Origin of the sequence: Nocardiopsis endophytica, from assembly GCF_027706725.1 — a bacterium.
Classification (GTDB): domain Bacteria; phylum Actinomycetota; class Actinomycetes; order Streptosporangiales; family Streptosporangiaceae; genus Nocardiopsis_A; species Nocardiopsis_A endophytica.
On the sequence record NZ_JAQFWQ010000041.1, the window covers coordinates 1 to 24,659 of the forward strand.

The 24,659-nt window shown below is 75.0% G+C and carries 15 protein-coding genes; 7 read left to right on the plus strand and 8 right to left on the minus strand.

Going from position 1 to position 24,659, the window contains the following annotated elements:
• Positions 1 to 681: 681 nt before the first annotated feature.
• Complete coding sequence (locus tag O4J56_RS15540; protein WP_270686507.1) at positions 682 to 2,880, plus strand: acetate--CoA ligase family protein; 2,199 nt, start codon at positions 682 to 684, stop codon at positions 2,878 to 2,880.
• 387 nt (positions 2,881 to 3,267) lie between these two features.
• On the opposite strand, the gene O4J56_RS15545 is transcribed toward O4J56_RS15540, so the two are convergent.
• The 4 genes from O4J56_RS15545 to secA2 form a co-directional block, all read right to left on the minus strand.
• Entirely contained in the window at positions 3,268 to 3,537 is a 270-nt protein-coding gene (locus tag O4J56_RS15545) for a DUF6406 domain-containing protein (RefSeq protein ID WP_270686508.1), read from the minus strand.
• Positions 3,538 to 3,741: 204 nt separating this feature from the next.
• A complete protein-coding gene (locus tag O4J56_RS15550) occupies positions 3,742 to 4,422 on the minus strand; it encodes a response regulator transcription factor (protein WP_270686509.1) in 681 nt (226 codons plus the stop codon).
• Entirely contained in the window at positions 4,413 to 5,741 is a 1,329-nt protein-coding gene (locus O4J56_RS15555; protein WP_270686510.1) for a sensor histidine kinase, read from the minus strand. The genes O4J56_RS15550 and O4J56_RS15555 overlap by 10 nt, the downstream gene beginning before the upstream one ends.
• Before the next feature lie 112 nt (positions 5,742 to 5,853).
• Entirely contained in the window at positions 5,854 to 8,148 is a 2,295-nt protein-coding gene (gene secA2, locus O4J56_RS15560) for an accessory Sec system translocase SecA2 (RefSeq protein WP_270686546.1), read from the minus strand.
• A 270-nt stretch (positions 8,149 to 8,418) separates the two neighbouring features.
• Between secA2 and O4J56_RS15565 the strand changes: the two genes are divergently transcribed.
• Positions 8,419 to 9,990: a glycerol-3-phosphate dehydrogenase/oxidase gene (locus tag O4J56_RS15565; RefSeq protein ID WP_270686511.1), complete on the plus strand. Its 1,572-nt coding sequence runs from the start codon at positions 8,419 to 8,421 to the stop codon at positions 9,988 to 9,990.
• A 94-nt stretch (positions 9,991 to 10,084) separates the two neighbouring features.
• Here O4J56_RS15565 and O4J56_RS15570 read toward each other — a convergent pair whose 3' ends face one another.
• Positions 10,085 to 10,666, minus strand: coding sequence for a GTP-binding protein (locus tag O4J56_RS15570; RefSeq protein ID WP_270678977.1), 582 nt, complete (start codon positions 10,664 to 10,666; stop codon positions 10,085 to 10,087).
• Positions 10,667 to 10,886: 220 nt separating this feature from the next.
• Positions 10,887 to 12,239, minus strand: coding sequence for a uracil-xanthine permease family protein (locus O4J56_RS15575; RefSeq protein WP_270686512.1), 1,353 nt, complete (start codon positions 12,237 to 12,239; stop codon positions 10,887 to 10,889).
• A gap of 540 nt (positions 12,240 to 12,779) precedes the next feature.
• On the opposite strand from O4J56_RS15575, the gene hisS reads away from it, so the two are divergent.
• The 4 genes from hisS to O4J56_RS15595 all read left to right on the plus strand — a co-directional run bounded on the left by hisS (position 12,780) and on the right by O4J56_RS15595 (position 20,743).
• Positions 12,780 to 14,102, plus strand: coding sequence for a histidine--tRNA ligase (gene hisS, locus O4J56_RS15580; RefSeq protein ID WP_270686513.1), 1,323 nt, complete (start codon positions 12,780 to 12,782; stop codon positions 14,100 to 14,102).
• A 184-nt stretch (positions 14,103 to 14,286) separates the two neighbouring features.
• Positions 14,287 to 16,686 carry a LuxR C-terminal-related transcriptional regulator gene (locus O4J56_RS15585; RefSeq protein WP_270686514.1) on the plus strand — a complete coding sequence of 800 codons (2,400 nt, stop codon included), beginning with the start codon at positions 14,287 to 14,289 and terminating at the stop codon, positions 16,684 to 16,686.
• Between the two features lie 214 nt (positions 16,687 to 16,900).
• Entirely contained in the window at positions 16,901 to 19,468 is a 2,568-nt protein-coding gene (locus O4J56_RS15590; RefSeq protein ID WP_270686515.1) for a helix-turn-helix transcriptional regulator, read from the plus strand.
• 486 nt (positions 19,469 to 19,954) lie between these two features.
• Entirely contained in the window at positions 19,955 to 20,743 is a 789-nt protein-coding gene (locus O4J56_RS15595; RefSeq protein ID WP_270686516.1) for an AMP-binding protein, read from the plus strand.
• Between the two features lie 456 nt (positions 20,744 to 21,199).
• On the opposite strand, the gene O4J56_RS15600 is transcribed toward O4J56_RS15595, so the two are convergent.
• A complete protein-coding gene (locus O4J56_RS15600) occupies positions 21,200 to 22,147 on the minus strand; it encodes an alpha/beta hydrolase (protein ID WP_270686517.1) in 948 nt (315 codons plus the stop codon).
• A 419-nt stretch (positions 22,148 to 22,566) separates the two neighbouring features.
• A complete protein-coding gene (locus O4J56_RS15605; protein WP_270686518.1) occupies positions 22,567 to 23,079 on the minus strand; it encodes an ATP-binding protein in 513 nt (170 codons plus the stop codon).
• A 371-nt stretch (positions 23,080 to 23,450) separates the two neighbouring features.
• Between O4J56_RS15605 and O4J56_RS15610 the strand changes: the two genes are divergently transcribed.
• The gene (locus O4J56_RS15610) at positions 23,451 to 24,452 is read left to right on the plus strand and encodes an ATP-binding protein (protein WP_270686519.1); all 1,002 of its coding nucleotides are present in this window, start codon (positions 23,451 to 23,453) and stop codon (positions 24,450 to 24,452) included.
• Positions 24,453 to 24,659: the final 207 nt, after the last annotated feature.

The following is a 24,659-nucleotide window of genomic DNA, read 5'->3' on the forward strand; positions in this document are numbered from 1 at the left end:
CTCCGTCCTACCCGCTACGGCCCCCGGACGCCCGGGCCCGGGGACGCGTCCCCGGGCCGGCGGGCCCAGCCCCCGCACCGCTCCGCGCGGCACGCCACCGTGCGGGTCGGCCGCCGGACGGCCGTGCCGGTGCCGCGCACGGGACGGGGGCTCCGGACCGCGCCGGAAGGAGCCGGCGCCCCGCCCTCCTCTGGGGGTCGGGAGGGCGGGGCCGAGCGGACCGGTGGCGGGCCGTCGGGGATGGTGGTGCGTTGTACGGCGGCCCGACCGCCGCTCCGGCTCCGGCGCCCGGTTCCGACACACGCCCGCGGAGCGGGCGCGGGCGTCCTCGGGCGCCTTGGTCCCGGAGCACGGCCGGCGGGGGCCGGGCTCCGGGCCGCTCACCAACGGATTCTCCCGCCCGCGCCACCTGCCCCGATAGGCCCACCACAGGCCCTGATCCCGATTTGGGCCGTTGGACCCCCTTTAGGGCCCACGGGCCCAAAGCCGTGCCCGCCGTCCGGTGCCGTTCGGTGGCGCGGCGCGGGCCCCGGCCACCGATTCCGCCGCCGCCGAGGGCCGGAGCGAGCGGAGCCCCGCGCCGCGCCCGCACCGGGTGACGCCGGTCTACCGGACATCACCTGAGACGACACCACGCGCGGCCCCGCCCCACCGCCTCGTGCCGACACCGAGGGAGCTCCCATGGCACCCGTCGCCGCCACCGAGATACAGGCCAAGCGCCTCGCCGCGCAGGCAGGCGTCCCTGTCCCCCGCGGCACCGCGCACCCCACCCCCGAGGAGGCGGCCACCGGCGCCGCGTCCCTGAGACCACCGCTGGTCCTCAAGGCCTTCGGCCCCGGACTCCTGCACAAGTCCGACGCCGGCGCCGTGCGCCTCGGCCTGGACGGGCCCGGCCGGGTCCACACGGCCGCCGAAGAAATGCTGCGGGACCTGAAGGCCCAAGGCCTCGCCCCGGACGGCTTCCTGGTGGAGGAGCAGTGCCCGCCCGGCGCCGAGGTCATCGTCGGCGCCGTCGCCGACCCCTCCTTCGGCCCGCTGCTGCTGGTGGGCCTCGGCGGGGTCTGGGCCGAGGCCCTCGACGACACCGTGGTCCTGCCCTGCCCCCTGGAGCCCGGCGAGGCCGCGCGCCTTCCGGACCGGCTGCGCGGGGCCGCCCTGCTCAGGGGCGGGCGCGGCGCACCGCCGGTCGACCGAGCGGCCCTGGCGTCGGTGATCGAGGCGGTCGGCGGCCCCGGCGGGCTGGTGGAGCGCCTCGGCCCGGCCCTGTCCTCGTTCGAGCTGAACCCGGTGATCGCCGGGCCGGATGGGGCGATGGCGGCCGATGCCCGCCTGCTGGTCGCCGACGGGTCCCCCGTTCCCGGGGACCTCCCCCCGGCGGTCGCGGGCGGGCGGTCGAGCGGCGGCGCCCCTCCCACCGACTTCACCCGGCTGTCCGCGCCGCGCGGGGTCGCCGTCGTCGGCGCCTCCACCCGAGGGCGGGGCTTCGGCAGCATGTTCCTGTCCAACTACCGCTCGTCCGGCTACCCGGGCACGCTCGTCGCCGTGCACCCCACCGCCCGCGAGGTGGAGGGCGTGCCCGCGGTCCCGACGCTGGCCGACGTCCCCCCGGAGACCGACTACGCCCTGGTCGCCGTCCCGGCCGCCGCCTGCGCCGATGCCGTCCGGCAGGCGCGCGGAATCCCGTTCGTACAGGTCGTGGGGGACGGCTTCGCCGAGTCCGGGCCCGAGGGCGCGGCCCGTGAGGCCGAGCTGGTCGCCGCCGCCCGGCAGGGCGGGGGGCGGCTGCTGGGCCCCAATTGCATGGGCGTCTACTCCCCCGCGGGCGGCCAGACCTTCCTGGGCGGGCCGCCCGGCGCGCCGGGCCGGGTGGGCCTGGTCGCGCAGAGCGGCGGCCTGGCGGGCGAGGTCGTCCGGGTCGGCGAGCGGCGCGGGCTGCGCTTCTCCACCGCGGCGACCGTCGGCAACGCGGCCGACGTGGGCCCGGACGAACTGGTCCGGTACCTGGTCGACGACCCGGGGACCGGGGTGGTGGGGCTGTACGTGGAGCGCCCGCCGGACGGCCGCGCCCTGGCCCGTGCGCTGCGTGCGGCGCGGGGGCGGGTGCCGACGGCGGTCCTGGTGGGCGGGCGCAGCCGGCAGGGGCGCCGCGCCGCCGCCTCGCACACCGGCGCACTGGCCGGGGACGCGCGGGTGTGGACGGGCCTGGCCGCCCGGTGCGGTTTCGCGCTGGTGCGGAGCCAGGAGGAGCTGCTCGCTGTTCTGGAGATGTTCGACCTGCAGGCCGGGCGCCCGGCGGGCGGCGGCTCGGACGTGCTGGTCGTGGGCCCGAGCGGCGGGGCGGGGGTGCTGGCGGCGGACGCCTTCGACGCGGCGGGGGCGGCGCTGCCCCCGTTGGGCCCCGAGGCGGAGGAGGCGCTCCGCGCGGCGGTGCCGCGCGCGGCGGCGGGCAATCCCCTGGAGATCCCGCTGGGTCCGCTCGGCCCGAAGGACCTGGCGCGGGCGGCGGTGGCGGCGGTCTGCGGCGCCCGCCCTTATCCGGACGCGGTGGCGCACGCCAATGTGCAGAGCTTCGCGGCGTTCGCGCCCCCGGCCGGGGGCGGGGCCGGGGACACGTCCACGGCCGAGGCGGTGCGCGCCGGTCTGCTGGAGTACGTGGGCCACCTCGGTCACTTGCAGGAGGAGGTCCCGGGGACCCGGGTGTCGCTGGTCCTGCGCAACGTGGAATGCGGCCCGCCGGACCTCCTCGACACCCTGCGCCCGGCGGCGCGGGAGGCGGGCATCCCGTGCTTCACGTCGATGGAGACGGCGGCGGTGGCGGTCATGGCGGCCAAGACGTTCGCGACGGCACGGGACGAGGCAGAGGACCGGGCCGATCCATAAGAACGGGCCTGAGCCCGGTCCGACCAGAGCACTCGGCGGCGACGCTCCTCGGCGATGATCTCGGGAAACTCGGGGTTGAACCGGACACGATAAGCCCGACTTGCCCGAGATCAACGACAGCACGCCCCCGCACCGCCGTCCCCTCGTTGATCTCGGGGAAAAGGACGCTAAAACCGGCCCGGTAGCGTCGTTTTTCCCGAGATCAACGCGGAGGGGGCGGACGGCGGGGACGGCCGGGAACCGCCCGGCTCCCTCCGTCGCCGCCCGTCACGGCGGCCACGCGACACGGCGGCGGGGCGGCTTCTCCGGCAGGGGGCCATGCGCCTTTGGGCGGGCCTGTCGCTTCTCTTCGCGGGTGGCATTCCGCCGGGAAACGGGCGTCCCGAATCAGCTCAGGCGGATGCACAGAAGATAGGCCTTCGAGGTCTCCTCTTCACCGATCTCGGTCACTTTCCACGTCTGCCCGCCGACGGTGAAGGTGTCGCCGACATGCACGACCAGCATTCCGCTGGGACGCCATTCCTCGGGGCCGCCGATCTTGGCCGTCGGGCGTCCGTCGTCGTCACGCCAGAACCTCCCTCCGCCCACCGGGCCGCCCTTGAAGCGGTCGTTCCGGCCGTAGGTGATCTTCTCCTGCGCCCCGACCTCGTGGATCAAGACCGAACCGTCTCCGTTCCATCGGCGGCCGCTCCCCCCGACGCGGCCGAAAAAGCGACGCGGCGCCCCCTGACGGCCCCGCGCGGATTCTCCGAACTCTACCCCCCGTGAATGTAAATGCATATGACCGGCGACCCGCATTTACCGTCCGTTTCGCGAAGTGTCGGAGATGGAATCCCGCTGGGGACTTTGGTCCCACCCGCCTCACGCGCTCCGCAGATAGGCCAGAACGGCCATCACCCTGCGGTTCAGCCCGTCGTCCGGCGGCAGGTCCAGCTTGGCCAGGATGTTCCCGATGTGTTTGCCGACCGCCGCCTCGCTCAGGTGCATCCGCAGCGCGATCGCGGTGTTGGAGTGCCCCTCGGCGATCTCGGCCAGCACCTCGCGCTCGCGCGCGGACAGCCGCTCCAGCGGGTCCCGGCGCCGCCGCAGCAGCTGGCGCACCACCTCCGGGTCGACCACGGTGCCGCCCGCCGCCACCCGCCCGAGCTGCGCGGCGAACTCCTCCACGTCGGCCACCCGCTCCTTGAGCAGGTAGCCCACGCCTGCGCCCCCTCCGGAGTCCAGCAGGTCGGCGGCGTAGCTCTGCTCCACGTACTGGCTGAGCGCGACCACGGCCAGGCCGGGCCGCTCCCGGCGCAGCCGCACCGCCGCGCGCAGCCCCTCGTCGCTGAAGCCGGGCGGCATCCGGATGTCGGTGACCACCAGGGCGGGGTCGTGCCGGCGCACCGCCTCCTCCAGCGCGGCCGCGTCGCCCACCGCCTCCACGACGGTGAACCCGAACCGCTCCAGCAGTCCGGACAGCCCTTCGCGCAGCAGCACCCCGTCCTCGGCCAGGACGGTGCGGACGGCGCCGTTCGGGTGGTCACCGGGGGTCACGGACACGGCAGCTCCAGTCTCAGAAGGGTCGGCCCGCCGGGCGGGCTGGACAGCAGTATCCTCCCGTCGGCCACCGCCGCCCGGTCGGCGAGGCCGGTCAACCCGCCTCCCTCGGCGACCCGGGCCCCGCCCCGGCCGTCGTCGGCGACCTCCACGACGAGCGTCCGCGCCTCCATGCGCGCGTTCACCCGGGCGCTCCCCGCCCCGCTGTGCTTGGCGGTGTTGGCGAGCGCCTCGGCGACGGCGAAGTAGGCGGTGGCCTCGGTGTGCGCGGGCGGGCGCTCGTCGAGCTCGACGACGACCTCGGTGGGCACGGCGCACCGGTCGGCCAGCTCCGGCAGCGCCGCCACCAGGCCGCGGTCGGTGAGCACCTGCGGGTGGATGCCGTGCACCAGCTCGCGCAGCTCGACCAGCGCGCGCTTGGCCTGCTCCTGGGCCTCGGCGATGCGCTCCCGTGTCGGCGATCCCTCCGGCAGGTCCAGCCGCGCCAGCCCGAGCTGCATGGAGAGCGCCACGAGCCGCTGCTGGGCCCCGTCGTGCAGGTCCCGCTCGATCCGGCGGCGCTCGGCCTCGAAGGCGTCCACCAGCCGCGCCCGGGACCGCGTCACCTCGGTGAGCTCGGCCCGCAGCGCCTCCTCGCCCCGGTCGCGCTGCATGAACCGGACCAGCTCGACCTGGGCGGCGACGGCCAGGCCGCCGATGTAGGCGCCCACCGCCAGCACCGCGGCGCCCGCCAGGGAGGGGAGCCAGGCCTCGGGGAGGGTGGAGACCTCCCACGGCCCCAGGGAGACGTTGTCCCCGTAGACGAAGACGAGCAAGGGCGTGCCCGCCATCGTCGCCCCCAGCACCAGCAGCAGTCCGACGGCACCGGTGATCGGCAGGAACAGCAGTGCGGTGACGACCAGCACGGCCAGCCCCCGCCATGTGGCGCCCTCGGTGTAGCGGGTGGCGAACCAGGCGGCCAGGCCGGGCCGGCGCGGCTCCCGGTGCGGGGTCGGAAAGGGCCGGTCGTCGGTCAGGCGCACGCGCAGGCGCTCCAGCGCGGCCCCGGGCACGGCGACGAGGGGCCCCGCGGTGGCGAGCAGCAGTGCGCCGAACACCACGAGGAAGACGATCTCCCCCGGGGACCCACTGTGGGCGTCGTCGGCGATCACGGCGGCCAGCATCAGCCACGGCGTGCCCAGCAGGCCGAGCGGAATCCCCCACAGGAGCGCCGACAAAGGCGTGGTGATCCCGTACAGCACGGCGCGCAGCGGCCACGGGCTCAGCAGGTAGCCGGGCCGGGCCATGGCCTGGAGCAGGGTTCGCGGGCGGTCGTCGGGCATGGTGACCAAGCTATGCGGTTCCGGTCCGGAGCGGCATGGCCCTACACATGGCTCAGGGGTAGGGCCACCCCTACCCCTGAGCCGTGCGTGCGGTGCGCGGTGTGCGCGGACCCTAGTCCGACTTGCGGCCCTTCAGGCGGCCCACCACCGTCTCGATGTCGGACGAGAACGGGTGGTCGTGCACCATGTAGGTCCAGGTCATCGACGGGCGCTTCACCCCCGCCGCCGCCACGTCGACCGTGCCGTCCTTGACCTCGGCCTCCTCGAACGTCTCGGCGGCCCGCGCCCGGGCCTCGTCGAGGAACCCCTTGAAGGCCGGGACCGCGTCCCGGTTGAACTCGTCCAGCGGGTCGCGCCGCCCCAGGAAGCGCAGGTGGATACCCTCCCGAAGCTCGGCCAAGAAGGCGTTGTGGTCGGTCCACCCGCGGTCCAGGTGGTACAGGGTGATCAGCCGCGCGGCGCGGGCCGTCTCCTCCTCGCCGGCCTCCTCGACCAGCTCGCCGTGGCGGGCGGCGCAGTCGACGGCGAGCTGCCGGTCGCCGAGCCCCTGGGTGAGCACCGCCTCCCGGTGCTCCAGCACGACCTGGCGCTGCACGTCGATGATCTTGTTGTAGCGCCAGGTGTTGCGGTGCACCTCCAGCAGGCGCCCCTCGGCGATGCGCTGGGCGCGGTCGACCATGGCCAGCCAGCCCTCGTCGGCGATCCGCCCGTCGGCGTCGGCGGTGTAGCCGGTGGTCTCCCCGCCGTTGGCGGTGATCAGCTCGTCGTCCAGGCTGACGAAGAACACCGAGCCGCCGGGGTCGCCCTGGCGGCCGGCGCGCCCGCGGAGCTGGTCGTCCAGGCGGCTGCTCGGGTAGTGCCCGAAGCCGAGCACGTACAGCCCGCCCGCCTCCACCACGCGGTCGCGGTCGGCCATGTCGCTGCCGCCGAGCCGGATGTCGGTGCCGCGCCCCGCCATCTGGGTGGACACGGTGATCGCGCCGTGGGTGCCCGCCTCGGCGATGACGGCGGCCTCGTCGGCGTCGTTCTTGGCGTTGAGGACCGTGCACTCCAGGCCCTCGTCGGCCAGGCGCTTGGCGAGCAGCTCGGACTCGGCCACGTCCTGGGTGCCGATGAGCACCGGCCGCCCCTCCGCGTGCACCCGCGCCACCTCGGCGACGAGGGCGTCCTCCTTCTCCTCCCGGGTGGCGTAGAGCCGGTTGGGCTCGTCCTCGCGCACGCAGGGCTTGTTGGAGGGGATCTGGGCGACCTCGAGCTCGTAGAACTCGCGGAGCTGCTCGGCCACGGCCATGGCGGTGCCGGTCATGCCGCACAGGGTCGGGTAGCGCAGCACCAGCGACTGCACGGTGACCGAGTCCAGCACCTCGCCGGTCTCGGAGACCTCCACCTTCTCCTTGGCCTCGACGGCGGCCTGCAGCCCGTCCGGCCAGCGCTGCAGCAGGGCGATGCGCCCGCGGGACTCGTTGATCAGCCGCACCTGGCCGTCCCGGACCACGTAGTGCACGTCGCGCTGGAGCAGCACGTGGGCGTGGAGCGCCAGGTTGACCCGGGGCAGCACCGAGGTGTCGTTCTCGTCGTAGAGGTCGACGCCGCCCAGCGCCTTCTCCACCGCGTCGATCCCGTCGTCGGTGAGCTGGACGTTGCGCCCCTCCTCGTCCACCTCGTAGTGGATGCGGGGCTTGAGCCCGCGCACGAGGTCGGCCATCTCGGCGTCGGCGTCGGAGGCCTCGGCCGCGCCGGCCAGCACCAGGGGCACCCGCGCCTCGTCGACGAGGACCGAGTCGGCCTCGTCGACGATGGCGATCTCAGGCTCGGGCAGCACGCGGTCGCCGGCGTCGGTGACCAGCCGGTCCCGCAGCACGTCGAAGCCCAGCTCGCTCACCGAGGCGTAGGTGATGTCGGCGCTGTAGGCGGTGCGGCGCTCCTCGCCCGTGGAGTCCTCGGCGATCCACGCCGGGGCGACCCCCAGCAGGTCGTACAGGGGGCGCATCCACTCGGCGTCGCGCCGCGCCAGGTAGTCGTTGACGCTGAGCACGTGCACCCGCTTGCCGCGCAGGGCGAACCCCGCGGCGGCCAGCGCGCCGGTCAGCGTCTTGCCCTCACCGGTGGCCATCTCGGCGATGCGCCCGTCCAGCAGGGCCATGGTGCCCACGAGCTGGACGTCGAAGGGGCGCTCGCCGAGCGCGCGCCGGGCGGCCTCGCGGCCCACCGCGCACAGCTCGACCAGGTCGGGCCGGTCATAGGGGAGCTCGGCGTTGCCGAGGTCGGTGGCCCTGCGGGTGAGCTCCGCGTCCTCCAGACCGCGCAGCTCCTCCTCGCGGGACTCGATCTGTTCCAGCAGTCTGCTATAGGGCCTGATGTCCACCGCTCCGGGCTTGCCCAGCAGCCTGCGGACGCCTTCCGCCATTCGTCCGAACACCACGCAAGACTAACGCGCCCGCACGGATGTGTGTTCCGGCACATTCCGCTCGACCCCCGCCCGCGCCCCTCTGCGGCGCGGTACACGGCTCCCCCGCGCTGCGCCGTGCCCGGCGGCGCCGCAGGACGCGGGGCCCGCGGCCGGGCACGCGGCCCATGTGAGTGGGAGTTGACACACGGCCGCGGCGGGGGCAATCTGGGCGGTGCGTTCGGCATTGTCGTACGCCGGTCGACATCAGGAGAGTCAGGAACACCAGCGATGCGCACCTCCACCGTGACCCGCCCCATCTCCCCCGCCCGCGAGCACACCCGCGCCGAACTCACCCGCGGCACCTTCGACCTGCTGGTCATCGGCGGCGGCATCCTCGGCACCTCGGTCGCCTGGATGGCCACCCAGGCGGGCCTGCGGGTGGCGATGGTGGACGCCGGCGACTTCGCCGGGGCCACCTCCAGCGCCTCCTCCAAGCTCGTCCACGGCGGCCTGCGCTACCTGCAGACCGGCAACGTGGGCCTGGTCGCCGAGAACCACCGCGAGCGGCGCGCCCTGTCCGGCTCGGTCGCCCCGCACCTCGTCAACCCGATGCCCTTCCTCGTCCCGGTCTACAAGGGCGGCCCGCACGGCGCCGCCAAGATGGGCGCCGGGGTGTTCCTGTACTCGGCGCTGTCGGCCTTCGGCGACGGCGTGGGCCGGGTGATGACCCCCGCGCACGCCCGCCGCCTCGTGCCCGACCTGCGCACCGACGGCCTCAAGGCGGTCGCCGCCTACCACGACCACCAGATGAACGACAGCCGCGTGGCCGTGATGACCGTGCGCGCCGCCGTGGAGGCCGGCGCCGTGGTGCTCAACCACGCCCCGGTGCAGGGCCTGCGCACCACGCACGGCCGCGTCAGCGGGGCCGAGGTGCGCGACGGCGTCGACGGTACCGAGTTCGGCATCGACGCACGCCTGGTGCTCAACGCGACCGGCCCCTGGGTCGACCACCTGCGCCGCATGGAGGACCCCGCGGCCGAGCCCAGCATCCGCCTGTCCAAGGGCGCGCACCTGGTCGTCAAGCCGAACCGCCCGTGGCGCGCGGCGCTGACCGTCCCGGTCGACAAGTACCGCGTCTCCTTCGCCATCCCGTGGGAGGACCACCTGCTGCTGGGCACCACGGACGAGGAGTTCACCGGCGACCCGGCCGAGGTCGCACCGGACCGGGCCGACGTGGACCAGATCCTCGGCGAGGCGGGCACCGCCGTCGGCGCCGACGTGCTCGACCCGGCCAACATCACCTACTCCTTCGCCGGGCTGCGGGTGCTGCCCGGTGGGCCCGGGGGCACCAGCGCCGCCAAGCGGGAGACCGTGGTGACCCGCGGGCGCGGGGGCATGCTGTCGGTGGCCGGCGGCAAGTGGACCACCTACCGGCACATCGGCCGGACCGTCATCGACCGGCTGCGCCGCAGCCGCTCGGTGCCCCTGGCCGAGGACATGTCGCCGACGCTGAAGACGGTGCCGCTGCCGGGCATCGCCCGCCCCGAGGCGGTGGCGCACCGGCTGACCGCCGACGCCGAGCCGCCGCGGCGGATGGACCCGCTGGTCGCCCGGCACCTGGCCACCCACTACGGCAGCGTCGCCCTGGACCTCGCCGACCTGGTGCGCGAGGACCCGTCGCTGGGCGAGCGCATCCACCCCGACGGCCCGGACATCTGGGCGCAGGCGGTCTTCGCCCGGGACAACGAGTGGGCCGAGACCGCGGACGACGTGCTGCGCCGCCGCACCACCGTCACCGTCCGAGGCCTGGACACCGATGACGTCCGCGCGCGCGTGGAGGCGCTTTTGGCCGGGCGCTGACGGCCGCGCGGAGCACAGCGGAGCCCCGCCGGACCTCCTGGGGAGGACCGGCGGGGCTCCGTCGTGAGTCTTGGGCCGCGCCGGGCCCGGGCGCTCAGGCGGGCTGGCCCTGGCGCCCCATGGCCTCCACCGCCATCGCGCGCTTGACCAGGGACACGAGCACGTTGAGCACGGACTGTCGGTCCCGGGCGTCGCAGTGCACGATCGGCACTCCGGCGCCCAGGTCCAGGGCGTCGCGCAGCTCCTCGTCGGAGTAGCCCGCGGGGTCGTCGAAGTCGTTGACCGCGATCAGGAACGGCAGCCGGTACTGCTTCTCGAAGTAGTCGAGGGCCTGGAAGGAGTCCTCCAGGCGGCGGACGTCGACCAGGATGACCGCCCCGAGCGCGCCGCGGACCAGGTCGTCCCACATGAACCAGAAGCGCTGCTGGCCGGGCGTGCCGAAGAGGTAGAGGACCAGGTCGGTGTCGAGCGAGATCCGGCCGAAGTCCATGGCGACCGTGGTGCTGCCCTTGTCCGGCGTCTTGGAGAGGTCGTCGATGCCCGCGCTCGCCGCGGTGACCGCCGCCTCGGTGCGCACCGGCGGGATCTCCGAGATCGCGCCGACGAACGTCGTCTTGCCGACCCCGAACCCGCCGGCGACGATGATCTTCGTAGAGAGCTTCGGTGACTCGTTCACTGTCTGTTCAAGTCCTCACGACTCCGGGTTCACGGGGGGCGGCCTGAATAACCGGGACGGCCCGCCGCAAAAGGGATACGGTCCTCGCGGCCGCACCCGGGGACCATGCAGTGAACCTAGCACCGACCGGTCGCGCCGCGTGACCGGATCGTCGGGCTCGTGGGCCCCGCGCAGGTCGGCGCGGGTGCCCGCGAGGGGGTCGGCACAGGGCGGGTCGGGGTCAGCCGGCGGCGTCCCCGGAGGGCGGCGCGGCGCCGGCGACCGGATCCGCCCCGCGCCCCCGGCGGGACAGCCGGGCCAGCGCGTGGTAGCCGGCCAGGGTGATGACCGTGCCCAGGGCGATGCCCTCGATGGAGAAGCCCTCGCTGATCCGCAGGCCCACCCCGCCGATCCCGGCGACCAGCCCGGCCGCCAGCGGCACCAGCACCACCGGGTCGCCGAAGTCCACCCGGTTCTCGACCCAGATCTTCGCGCCGAGCAGGCCGATCATCCCGTACAGCACCACGGTGACCCCGCCGAGCACGCCCGCCGGGGTGGCCGCCACCAGCGCCCCGAACTTGGGGCACAGTCCGACCAGCACCGCCACCGCGGCCGCCACCCAGTAGGCCGCCGTGGAGTAGACCCGGGTGGCCGCCATGACCCCGATGTTCTCCGCGTAGGTCGTGGTGGGGGCGCCGCCGACCGCGCTGGACAGGGCGGTGGCGATGCCGTCGGCCGCGATCGCCCGCCCCATGTAGGGGTCCAGGTCGTCGCCGGTCATCTCCTGGACCGCCTTGACGTGCCCGGCGTTCTCGGCGATGAGGGCGATGACCGCGGGCAGCACCACCAGGATCGCGGAGGCCTCGAACTGCGGCGCGTGGAACTCGGGCAGGCCCACCCAGGGCGCCTCGCGCACCGCCGACAGGTCCACCCGCGGCGCGGGGCCGTCGGGACCCGCCGCCGGGCCGAGCAGGACGTCGGCCGCCAGCGACAGGGCGAACCCGAACACCAGGCCCAGCAGGATGGCGATGCGCCCGAGGAACCCCTTGAGCAGCACGGTGGCCAGGATGACGAAGACCATCACGGCCAGCCCGGTCCACTGGTCGAAGGGCCAGTAGTTCTCGGCGACCACGGGCGCCAGGTTGAAGCCGATGAGCAGCACCACCGCCCCGGTGACCGCGGGCGGGAAGGCCGCCGTGATCACCCGGGGGCCGAGCAGGTGCACCGCGAACCCGGAGAGCGCCAGCACGATCCCGGCCACGCAGACCGCGCCGGTGAGCACGGCCGGGCCGCCCCCGGCCCCGGCGATGACGGCGGAGGCGCCCACGAAGGAGGCGCTGGAGCCCAGGTAGCTGGGGATGCGCCCGCCCACGATGAGCAGGAAGAGCATGGTGGCCAGGCCCGACATCATGATCGCCAGGTTCGGGTCCAGGCCCATGAGCACCGGGAAGACGAAGGTGGCCCCGAACATGGCCACCACGTGCTGGGCCCCCAGGCCCACGGTGCGGCCCCACGACAGCCGCTCCCCCGGGGCGACGGACTCGCCCGGGGGCGGCGCGCTCCCGTCTCCGTACAGCGTCCAGCCCAGCTTCATGCGCCCTCCCGGGGTTCCGCCCGATTCGTGCCGAATATCAAGAATGCCGGATGTTTAGCGGCCCTCTTCCCGCCGCGGCGGCGAGCGCTGCGGCGGAGGGCCCCGGGGACCACCGGAGCACGCGGACTTTACGACATTGTGAGCGGCCCATTTCGGCCGCCGGGAACGGTGTCGGCGGCGAGGGGCCCCGGACTACCGTGGAGGGGAGGCCTTCGACGCGGCGACCGCCTTCTTCGCATTCCTGGCACAGCGAACTCGGCGCGGCCGCATAGGAACGGTCCTCACCGACGCGCAGAGGCGTCCGGACGCCCGACGTCCCGGCCCCTGCGGCGCGCGGTGGCCCCACCGGCCCACTCGACCGTCCAGGTGGGCCGGTGGCGGCGTTCCCGGCGCCCTTCGCGCGGCGCCGCGCCCGCCACGGCTCCTCCCCCTGCGCTCCCGGCGTCCCCGCTGCCGCGCGCCCGGCGGTGCGGTCCGGCCCCCCGCCAGGGCCTACCATTGGTCTGATCCCTGTACCGGCTTAAGGAGCCAACCGAACCGATGTCCGAACAGCGCGTCATCCGCCCGACCCCCATCAGCGGCTTCCCCGAGTGGCTGCCGGAGATTCGGTCCGTGGAGCAGCGCTGGCTGGACCATATCCGCGCTGGCTTCGAGCGGTACGGGTTCGCCTCGGTCGAGACGCCCTCGGTGGAGAACCTGGACGTCCTGATGGCCAAGGGCGAGACCTCCAAGGAGGTCTACACCCTGCACCGGGTGCAGGAGGAGGAGGGCGGGGACTCCGAGGCCCGCCTCGGTCTGCACTTCGACCTGACGGTGCCCTTCGCCCGCTACGTCGCCCAGCACTTCAACGAGCTGGCATTCCCGTTCAAGCGCTACCAGATCCAGCGGGTCTGGCGCGGTGAGCGCCCCCAGGAGGGCCGCTACCGCGAGTTCACCCAGTGCGACATCGACGTCATCAACGTCGACGGGGTGCCGCTGCACTTCGACGCCGAGATGCCGCGCGTGGTGCACGAGGTGCTGGCCGGACTCGACCTGCCCGCCTGGACGCTGAGCATCAACAACCGCAAGGTGCTGCAGGGCTTCTACGAGGGGCTGGGCATCGCCGACCCGCTCGCGGTCATCCGCGCCGTCGACAAGCTGCACAAGATCGGCGACGACGGGGTGCGGGCGATCCTCACCGACGAGGGGCTGTCCGGCGCCCAGATCGACTCCTGCCTGGAGCTGGCCCGCGTCAAGGGCGCCGACCGCTCGGTGGTCGACGCGGTCGCCAAGCTCGGCGCCGAGTCCGACCTGCTCACCGAGGGCCTGGAGGAGCTGGGCTTCGTCCTCGACTCGCTGGCCGACCTGCCCGAGGGCAGCGTGGTGGCCGACATGTCCATCGCCCGCGGCCTGGACTACTACACCGGCACCGTCTACGAGGCGGCCTTCGACGACGACCCCGGCTACGGCAGCATCGTGGCCGGCGGCCGCTACGAGAACCTGGCCGGGCAGTTCATCCGCCGCAACCTGCCGGGCGTGGGCATCTCGATCGGCCTGACCCGCATCTTCGCCAAGCTGGTCGCCGAGGGGCGGCTCCCGGCCGGGCGCACCTGCCCCACCGACGTGCTGGTCGCGGTGCCCTCGGCCGAGCGGCGCGAGGAGGCGCTGCGCACCGGTGCGCTGCTGCGCTCCCGCGGGTTCAACACCGAGGTCTTCCACCAGGCCTCCAAGGTGGGCAAGCAGCTCCAGTACGCCTCCAAGAAGGGCATCCCCTTCGTGTGGTTCCCGCCGTTCGCCGACGGCCGCCCGCACGAGGTGAAGGACATGGCCACCGGCGAGCAGGCCGAGGCCGACCCCGCGCTCTGGGAGCGCCCCGCGCGGTAGGGGGCCGCGGGACCCGCAGGCGTGGCCCGGTCCGGCCAGTTTCGCGGACACGGGCCGCCCCGCGTGGAACACTTGAAGCAGGGCTCACGTGTGCCGGTCCCGGGTCGGCACGGCGGAGCGGCATCCCTCAGTTGCGCATCGCCCAGTGAACGAGGCCATGTCAGACCCTCGCCATAACCTGCCCGTGCCCCCCGACGACCTCATCGGCCGCGAACGCGACGTCGCCGACCTCCGCCGGATCGTCACCGGCACGCGGATGGTCACCCTGGTCGGCACCGGCGGGATCGGCAAGACCCGACTGGCCGTGGACGTGGCCGACGGCGCGGCCGCCTCCTTCGGCGACGGCGCCCGCTTCGTCGACCTGGGCCAGGTCGCCTCCCCGGAGCAGGTGGCCTCGGCGGCCGCCCTGGCCACCGGGGTCTCCGAGCGGGGGCACCGCTCCCCGCTGGACGCGGTCGCCATGGCCCTGCGCCCACGCAGCGTCCTGCTGGTGCTGGACACCTGCGAGCACGTGGCCGCCGCGGCCGCCGCGCTGTGCGCGCACCTGATCGATCAGTGCCCCGGCGTGCACATCCTGGCCACCAGCCGCCAGCCGCTGCGGGTGGAGCGCGAGGCGGTGTGGCGGGTGCCCCCGCTGTCGGTGCCGCCCGACCCGGGGGCCCACCAGCGCTGCGGCGCCCCGCCGATCACGCCCGAGCGGGCCCTGGCCTCCGAGGCGGTGCGGCTGTTCGTCTCCCGCGCCCTGGCCGCCCGGCCCGGCTTCGAGCTCACCCCCGCCAACACCGGGGCGGTGGTGGCGGTGTGCCGGATGCTCGAAGGGGTGCCGCTGGCCATCGAGCTCGCCGCCGCGCGCATCCGGGTGCTCTCGGCGCAGCAGGTCCTCGCCCGGCTGGACGACCGGTTCCGGCTGCTGGCCACCGACGAGCCGAACGTCCCGGCCCGGCAGCGCACCATGCGGGCCGCCCTGGAGTGGAGCCACGGCCTGCTCAGCCCCGCCGAGCAGCTCCTTCTGCGCCGCCTCGCGGTGTTCTGCACCTGGAGCCTGGACAAGGCGGTGCACGTGTGCTCCTTCGGCGACCTGGACCCCGCCCAGGCGCGCCGCGCGCACGCCTGGCTGGTGGACAAGTCGCTGGTGGCCCTGGACACCGAGGTCGGCTCCGAGCGCCACTACCGGCTCACCGACACGGTGCGCGCCTTCGCCTCCGCCGAGCTGGCCGCCGCGGGCGAGGAGCGGCGCGTCTGGCGGCGCATGCTCGCCACGGCCGCCGAGTGGTACGAGGCGCTGGCCGAGCGGCTCGCCGAACGCCTCGCCTGGGAGGAGCGGCTGGAGCACATCCGGGTGCTCGACCACTGCCTGGACAACACCCTGCAGATGCTGGAGCGGGCGGTGGGCGCCTGCATGGTCGAGGAGGGGCTGCGCATCTGCGCCGCCCTGCGCAGCTACTGGTACGTGCGCGACCTGCACCAGCCCGCCTGCCGGGCGATCGAGCGGCTGCTGGAGAGCGGGGAGGGCGCCGCGCCGCTGCGCGCCCGCGCCGCCGCGGTCCGCGCCGAGCTGATGCTCGGCCTGCACGGCCCCGAACCGGCCCAGACCGCCGCCCGGGAGGCGCTGGAGGCCGCCGAGGAGTGCGGGGACGGGGCCGCCGCCGGGATCGCCCGCACCACCCTGGCAATGACCGCGCTGCGCCGCGGGCACGCCGAGGAGGGGCTGCGGCACGGGCGCGAGGCGCTGCGCCTGGCGATCGCCTCCGGCGAGCGGTTCACCGAGATCTGCTCCCTGGGCGCGCTGTCCCAGCTCGCCCGCTCCCGCGGGGACGACGACTCCTCCGAGGTGTTCCTGACCCGCAGCATCGGCATCGGGCAGGAGATCGGCGACCGGTGGTGCGTGGCCCGGTGCCTGAACGCGCTGGGGATGCTCTCCACCCGGCGCGGCGACCTGGACGCCGCCGCCCGCCAGCTGCACGAGGCCCTGCAGGTGTTCGTGGAGATGGAGCTGGTGCCCGACATCGCCCGCTGCACGGCCGGGCTGGGCTACCTGGACCTGGTGCGCGGCGACGTGTCCGGGGCGCGGCGGCGGCTCTCGGCCGGCCTGCGGATGAGCGTGGCCAGCGGGCGGCGGCTGGCCGTGGCACACGCCCTGGAGGCCCTGGGCGACCTGGCGCTGGCCGAGGAGCAGCCCGAGCGGGCCGCCTCGCTGGCCGGATCCGGCGCGCTGCTGCGCGAGTCGCTGGGGGTGCCTGCGGCGCACGCCGAGGCGCTGCTGGCCGAGGCGCGGTCGGTGCTCAGCGACGACGCCGCGGAGAAGGCCTGGCATGCCTGGCGGGGGCTGCCGCTGGAGCAGGTGGTGGAGAACGCGCTGTACTTCCCCACCCCGCGCAAGGCGCTGCCGTCCCTGCTCACCCGCCGGGAGAAGGAGATATCGGTGCTGGTCAGCCAAGGGCTGTCGAACCGCCAGATCGCCGACCGGCTGACCATCAGCCAGGCCACCGCCGCCCGGCACATCGCCAACATCTTCCGCAAGCTGCTGTTCACGTCCCGCTCGCAGCTGGCCGAGTGGGCCCACGAGCACCGGCTCGACCCGTGATCCGGGCCGCGCGGCGGCGGGACGCCGCCCGGACACGCCGCGGATCCGCGCGGACACGCGGCGTGCCGGAAACGGGAGGCCTCCGATTCCCCCGTACCGCTTGCACGCGCCGTGCTCACCTACTAAGAACAGAGCCAAACCACGCCCACGACCCCCACTCAACGCCCTTACCCTCAGGCAAGGTGAGAGCGGCCCCCGACCGCCTGATCGCGTGATGGCCATGGCACCTCGTACCGCGCCGGCGCGGCAGAACCTCCCCCTGGAATCCGACAGCTTCATCGGCCGCGAGCGCGACCTGAGCGACCTGCTCCGCCTCCTGGAGGCCGACCGGGTCGTGACCTTGTGCGGGGTGGGCGGGATCGGCAAGACCCGGCTGGCGCTGCGGGTGGCGGCGCACGCCACCGGCTCCTTCGCCGACGGGGTGTGGCTGGCCGAGATGGCGGGGCTGGCCACCGCGCACGAGGTCGCCGCCCGGGTGGCCGCGGCGGTGGGGGTCACCGAGGAGGCCGGGCGCCCGCTGGAGGACACGCTGCGCGACGCCCTGCGCTCGCGGCGTGTGCTGCTCCTGCTGGACGGCTGCGGGCACGTGGCCGGGCCGGTGGCCCGGCTGGGCGCCTCGCTGGTGGAGTCCTGCCCCGAGGTGTCGCTGCTGATCACCTCCGAGGAGCCGGTGCGCATCCCCGGCGAGGCGATCTGGCGGGTGCCGCCGCTGGCGCTGCCCTGCCCGGACGGCGAGAGCGACGTCCGCGGCTCCGAGGCGGTGCGGCTGTTCCTGGAGCGCGGCCGGGAGGCCCGCCCCGACCTGTCGGCCGACCCGCGCACGGTGGCGGCCGCGGCGGCGGTGTGCCGGGCGGTGGGCGGCATCCCGCTGGCGGTCGAGCTCACCGCGGCCTGGCTGCGCCGGCTGTCCCCGGATGAGGTGGCCGCGCAGGTCACCGCGTGCCTGCGGGACCAGACGGGGGCGGCCCCGGCGCCCCGTCGCGGCCGCCCCCGCCCGTTCGCCTCCCGGGAGGCGGTGCTGCGGGCCCTGCTGGACCACGTGCACGGCCTGCTCTGCGAGCAGGAGCGGGTGCTGCTGCGGCGGCTGTCGGTGTTCGGCGACTGGGACCTGGAGTCGGCCGAACGGGTCTGCCCGGGCGGCCCGGTCGAGGAGGGGGCGGTGCTGGACCTGGTCTCCTCCCTGGTCGACCGGGGGCTGATCGCGCTCACCGCGGAGCTGCAGGAGCGGGTGCGCTACCGGCTGCCCGGGGCGGTGCACCGCTACGCCGCCGAGCTGCTGGAGGCCTCCGGGGAGCGGGACCGGGTGCTGCTGCGGCACCGGGACCACATGCTCGCCGCCGTGGAGGACCTGGGCTCGGCAGCGGTGGCGGGGCGGCTGATGCCCTGGGCCGAGCGGTTCGGCCGGTGGCGGCGGGTGTCCATCGAGTACGACAACGTGCGCGCGGCGCTGCGCTGGACGGCGCGGCGCGGCGACACCGAGGCCGGGCTGCGCTTCTGCGCGGGGCTGCGGGCGTACTGGGTCACCGGCTACCACTTCACCGAGGGCGTGCAGTGGAGCGGGTGCTTCCTGAACGGGCCGGACCACCACGGGACGGACCGCGACGGGACGCACGCCGACGGCACGCCCTCCGGGGCGCCCGTCCCGCCCGGCCGAGCGCCGGACCCCAAGGGCGAGGGGGGCGGCGCCCGCGCGCGGGCGCTGCTGTGCCGGGCCGAGCTGGAGTGGGCCCGGGGCGGTACCGGGACCGCCCGCCGCCTGGCCGAGGAGGGCCTGGCCCGGTGCAGGGCCGACGACGACGCCGCGACGGTCGCCATGGGGCTCAACCTCCTGGCCCTGCTGGACCTGCAAGCGGGTGACCGCGCCGCCGCCGAGGCGCGCCTGTCGGAGGCGCTGGCGCTGGCCCGCTCCGCCGGGGACCTGTGGAACGAGGCGCTGGCGATGAGCGGGCAGGGCGCGCTCGCGGCGCACCGGGGCGACCTCGCCGCCGCCGACTCCCGCTACAGCGCGGCGCTGATGATCCTGCGCGGGATGGACCACCGCTGGGGCGTGGGGGTGGTGCTCATCGGGCAGGCCACCGCCGCCGAGCGGCAGGGCGACCTGGCCGCCGCGGACCGCTGCTACCGCGAGTCGCTGGACGTCCAGCGCGACATCGGGGCCGCGCCCGAGCTGGCACGCTGCCTGTACGGGGTCGGCCGGGTGGCCCGCGCCCTCGGGTCGGCCGCCCAGGCCTACGACTACCTGAGCGAGGGGCTGGTGCTCAGCCAGAGCACGGGCCAGCGGGAGGGCGTCGCGGTGGGGCTGGCCTCCATCGCCCGGGTGGCGGCCGGGGACGGCGACGTCGCCGAGGCGTGCCGCCTGGCCGGGGCGGGCGCCGCGCTGCGCGAGCGGACCTCCCCGGGGCGCCCGGTGCGGTCCTGGGCCCGCACCGCCGAGGAGCTCGGCGTGGACGCGGCGGCGATGGCGGCCTGGTGGCACGAGGGGCGGCGGATGGACCCGGGCGCGGCGGCGGCGCTGGCGCTGCGGGTCGCCGAGACCGGGCGGCTGCCCCGGCCGCGCACGCCCCGGCGCGAGGAGGTGCCCGAGCGCCGCGACCTGACCGCCCGCGAGCTGGAGGTGGCCCGCCTGGTCAGCCGTGGGCTGGGCAACCGGGACATCGCGGTGAAGCTGTTCATCGCCCCGGCGACGGTCGCCCGGCACGTCGCCAACATCAACCGCAAGCTCGGCTTCCACTCCCGGCGGCAGATCGCGGCGTGGGTCGGCGGCCCGGGGCGCACACGGTGAGCCGCGCCACCCGGGCCGCTGACGCACCTCCCTCCCGATAACCGCTACGACCTGCTATTTCAGGATCACGACGCCCCTGGGTACGGAAAATACATATGCAGGTGCACACGTGAATGCATGTGCAAACGCCGATTCGCGCGCTAGTGTCGTGCACATGAGGACGCCGAGCCCCGCCGACGTCAGGCGGAGGGGCGAGGCCCTCGGAGGTCCTGGAGGTGCGAGTCTCCAGGGCACCGCGGAGCGGCCGTGCGGGGCACCCGCCCGGCGGCCCCGCTCCGTCCCCTCGGGGGCGGCGGAGCGGGGGTCCGGCGGCGGCACCGCGGAATCGCTGGAGGACCGTGCGGCCGCGGGTGCGGAGAGGGGAGGCACCCGCGGCGCCGACGGGCACGGCGCTACCGGGCTCGCCACGTGGAGGGGGCGTGACGAGCCCGGCAAGCGATGGCACCGGGCGGACCGGTGCGCGAGCGAGGCGATGTGGGGGACGGGATGAGGGATCTGCCCGCGCACGGCACCCCGGCCGGTTCGCTCACCGAGGGGCTGCTGGAGCGGTTGCAGAGCTCGGCGCGCACCCCCGCGGTCACCGCGGCCGGCGGCGCGCGCACCCCGGCGATCGTCTTCGCGGCCACCGCCGAGCGGGCCGCCGCGGGGCTGGCCCGCCGGGGCGTGCACCCGGGGGACGTGGTGGCGGTGCTGGTGCCGCCCTCCCCCGAGCGCCTGCTGGCGGTGTTCACCGCGCTGGCCGCCGGGGCGGTGGTGCTGCCGCTGGAGGGGGCCGACCCGGCCGCGGCCGAGGTGCTCACCTCCACCGACACCCGGATGCTGCTGGTCTCCGAGGCGCTGGCCTCCGACGCGCTGGCGCTGGCCGACCGGTCCCGGGTGCGCCAGGTGGTGGCCTTCGGCCAGGCCCCCGAGACCACGCCGTTCGACGAGCTGCTCCTGCCCGGGCCCGAGGGGGCCGATCCGGACCGGGCCGCCGGGGAGGCCGGGGGCGGGCTGCTCACCTACCGGGCCGACGCCCGGTCGGTGCGCACCGCGGTGCACGGGCAGGAGGAACTCCTGGACCGGTTCCGCGCGCTGGACGCCCAGCTCGCCCTGACCCCGGAGGACACGGTCGCCCTGGACGCCGCCATGCCCGAGCCGGAGCAGGTGGTGCTGGCCGCGGTGGCGCTGTGGAGCGGGGCCTCGGTGGTGGCCTCCCCCGGCGCGCCGCCCTCGGAGCTGGCCGCCCTGGGGGTGACGGTGCAGGGGTCGCCCGCCCCCGCGCGCATCGGCTGATGCGCGCACCCGGTCCAGGGGAGGTGCGTCGGCTCCCGTCCGATTCCGCCGGCGCACCTCCCCGCCCCGGACCGGGGCCGACGTCCCCGCCGATCTCGGGAGAGCCGGGGCCGAGAGGGGCGCCATGAGAGCCCGCACGGACAGGCGCGGGCGGACCGCAGGGGTCCGGCCCCGCCGACTCCGCCGCCGAACCCCGTCCCCCGGCGATGATCTCGACAGAAGTGCTGCCATTCCGGCAGTTTTGACAGCACCCTTGTCGAGATCATCGCCGCGCAGGGGCGCACCGGGCCGACGGCCGCCACGAGCGCGGGCGACCACCCACCCGGCCGCGCCGCCCCGCAGCCCGGCCACCCGCCGCCCGGCCGGGGCCCTGAAGCGGGGTACCTGCCCAGCCGCCCGCTCCCACGCCGAAAACGCAAAACGTGAGCGGACAGCATGAGCCCGACTTCCCCGGGATCAGCGATGGAGCGCCCGGTGCATCGCGTCGTAGAAGGGCTGGGCCGACCGACGTGCCGCGGGCACGGCGTGCATCCAGCGCAGGAAGCTGTGCACCATGCCGGGGGCGTCCCAGGCCTCGACCGGGACCCCGGCCTGCTCCAGGCGCTTCGCGAAGGCGGTGCCGTCCTCCTTGAGCGGGTCATGCTCGGCGGTGAGGATGAACGTGGGCGGCAGGACCGACAGGTCGCGGGCGCGCGCCGGGGGCACGTAGTGCGGCAGCTCGGACAGCGGGAAGTCGCCGAGGAAGGTGCGCAGGTACCAGCCGAGCTCGTCGGCGCTCATGCCGCCCGACTCGTCGGCGCCGTCCGTGCCCGGCCCGGCGAAGCCCTCACCGGAGGCGGCGCCGGTGCCGGGGTAGACCAGGCCCAGGTGGACCGGCCCGGGCACACCGCGCTCGGCGGCGATGAAGGCCGTGCTCAGGGACAGGAAGCCGCCCGCGCTGTCCCCGGCGACCGCGATGCGGGCGGGGTCGGCGCCCAGGGCGGCGGCGTTGTCGCGCAGCCAGGCGTAGGCGGCGAAGCAGTCCTCCAGGGCGGCGGGGAAGCGGTGCTCGGGCGCCATCCGGTAGTCGACCGACACCACGAGCGCCCCGGCCTGCTCGGCCAGCAGCCGCACCGCGTTGTCGTGGGTGTCCAGGCCTCCGACGACGAAGCCGCCACCGTGCAGGTAGAGCACCGCGGGCAGGCCGGACTCGGCGGTGGGCCGGTAGACGCGCACGGGGATCTCGGGAGCTCCGTCGGGGCCGGGGACCGTGCGGTCCTCAACGGAGTGGAGCCGCGCGAGGCGGGGCGCCTCCAGCGCCTCCGCGCGCTCGCGGGCCCGTTCGGCCGGGACGTCCAGCGCGTCGTCGAAGACCACCTCGGTGAGGGTGTCGATGTAGGCCTGAAGTTCGGGGTCGACCGCCATGCCGCCCGTCTCCTGTTCCGCTCGCCGGGCGCCTGGGGCGGCGCCGCCGGGGACGCCCCGGCCGGGAGCGAACCTACCCGCTCCACGGTCGACCCTCACATCACGGAGAAAACAGGTACATAACGGACAGCACCACACCCGCTCCCCGCCGATGCCGGGGACCCGGGGTCGAAACGGACACCTCCCGTTTCGGGTCTCCGCGGTGCGGGTGGGCGGGACGGACCGCAGGTGCCCGCTTCAGTGCCTGCGAGGACAGGCGGGTGCGCATTGTTGTTGATCTCGGGGAAGTCGGGCTTATCGTGTCCGGTTTAACCCCGAGTTCCCCGAGATCAACGACGCAGGGGCGGCGCTCGCACGGACGGCGTGGACCCGCGACCCGGCGTGCTCCCGTAGCGCCGCCTCTCCCGGGACCGACGGGGTCAGGACTCGGGGAGGTCGATCTCGAACCAGGCGACGTGGGTGCCCTCGCCCCGGTACTCGCCGCTGCGGGAGGTGCAGCTCTCGATGATGAGCTTGCCGCGGCCGTAGTCCCCGTCGGCGTCGCGCAACTCGCCGTCGGGACCGGCCTCCGCGTTCTTCTCGCCCTGGTCGGCCACGGCGACCCGGACCAGGCCGCGCTCGGTGCGGATGGACAGCGTCATCACGCCGCCCACCTGCCCGGAGCGCGAGTGCAGCAGCGCGTTGGTCGCCAGCTCGCTGGCGGCCAGCTCGGCGTCGTCCACGGAGTCGGGCGGGACCGGGCCGCCGGGGAGCCGGACACTCTCCAGCACATCGCGCACGCGCGCGCGGATCGAGCGCACGGCGGTCAGGTTGCCCACGCAGCTCCACACGGTGTGGTCGGTGGCGGCCTCCGCGAACTCCTCCTCGGCCAGGCCGGGGGCGGCGACGGGGTCGGCAGCGGCGTACTCCTGGAGTCGCTGCGATTCGGTCATCCCCGTGTCACTCCCATCACCGGCCGACGGTAGCCGCCGACCTCACCTTAGACAAAGGCGCACCATGACCAGGACAGCACATCCGGGCCCGAGGGGCGGCGGCAACCCCACAAAACGCGCCTCCGTGTCCGGTCCCGATACGACAAAGGACACGCCCGGGCGTCAACACCCTTTCCGACCTGGGAATTCCCGCCCCTGACCGGCGCCGGGCGGCGGGCCGGGGCGCCGCGGCCGCCCGCCGGACGCCCCGCGACGCGCCGGGATGCGGCCGGGGTGAAATCCCCGACACCGCCTCATTGCGGAACGATAATCGTTATCATCGCGGGCACCCCGCACCGCGGGGCCCAGGGACCACGTTCGGAAGGCACCAGATGAAGATCGCGTTCGCGGGCAAGGGCGGAAGCGGCAAGACCACCCTGTCCGCCCTGTTCACCCGATTCCTCGCGGAGTCGGGCCACACGGTGGCCGCCATCGACGCCGACATCAACCAGAACCTCGGCGCGGCGCTGGGCGTGCCCGCCGCCGAGCTCGCCGGCCTCCCCCCGCTCGGCGGGCACCTGGCCGAGCTGAAGGAGCTGCTGCGCGGAACCAACCCGCGCATCCCCTCGGCCGAGGACATGGTCAAGACCACCCCTCCCGGGCGCGGCTCGCGCCTGCTCGGCCTGGACGGGGACAACCCGGTGCACCGCCGGTTCGGCCTGCGCGCGCCCGGCGGCGCCGTGCTCATGGCCACCGGGCCGTTCACCCCCGACGACCTGGGGGTGGCCTGCTACCACTCCAAGGTCGGCGCGGCCGAGCTCTACCTGAACCACCTGGTGGACGGGGCGGGCGAGTACGCGGTGGCCGACCTGACCGCCGGGGCCGACTCCTTCGCCTCCGGCCTGTTCACCCGGTTCGACGTCACGTTCCTGGTCGCCGAGCCGACGCTGCGCGGGGTGGGGGTGTACCGCCAGTACGCCGACTACGCGCGCGAGCACGACGTTCGGATCATGGTGGTCGGCAACAAGGTGGAGGACGAGGCCGACCTGGAGTTCCTCCGCGAGCACGTCGGGGACGCGCTGGTCGCCTCGTTCGGCCACTCGCGCTTCGTGCGCGCCATGGAGAAGGGCCGCCACCCCGCGCTCGGCGAGCTGGAGGAGGCCAACCTCAAGACGCTGGCCTGGATGCGCGACGCGGTGGACGCCACACCCAAGGACTGGGAGAAGTTCACCCGCCAGGGGGTGGAGTTCCACCTGCGCAACGCCGAGGCGTGGGCCGAGGCGGCCACCGGGCGCGACCTTCGGGCGCAGGTGGACCCCGGTTTCACCGTCGGCCCCGAGGCGCTGGCCGAGAGCCGCCGGACCCTGGCCGGCGCGGAGGCGGGGCCGCGCTGATCCGATCTTTACCAAGCGTGCGCTTGATATAACCCAAAACGGGCGAAATCAACCTCAAACAACACGTTTTCGCGTATCGCCCGCATCGATTCGGTCACGACCTCGCGGCCCCGGAGGCGCCTTCCGGGGCCGCGACGCACACTCGCGCCATCCGGACGGCGGTGCGCCTGACGCAACTTGCGATAATCGCATCACCCCTGGTCACAC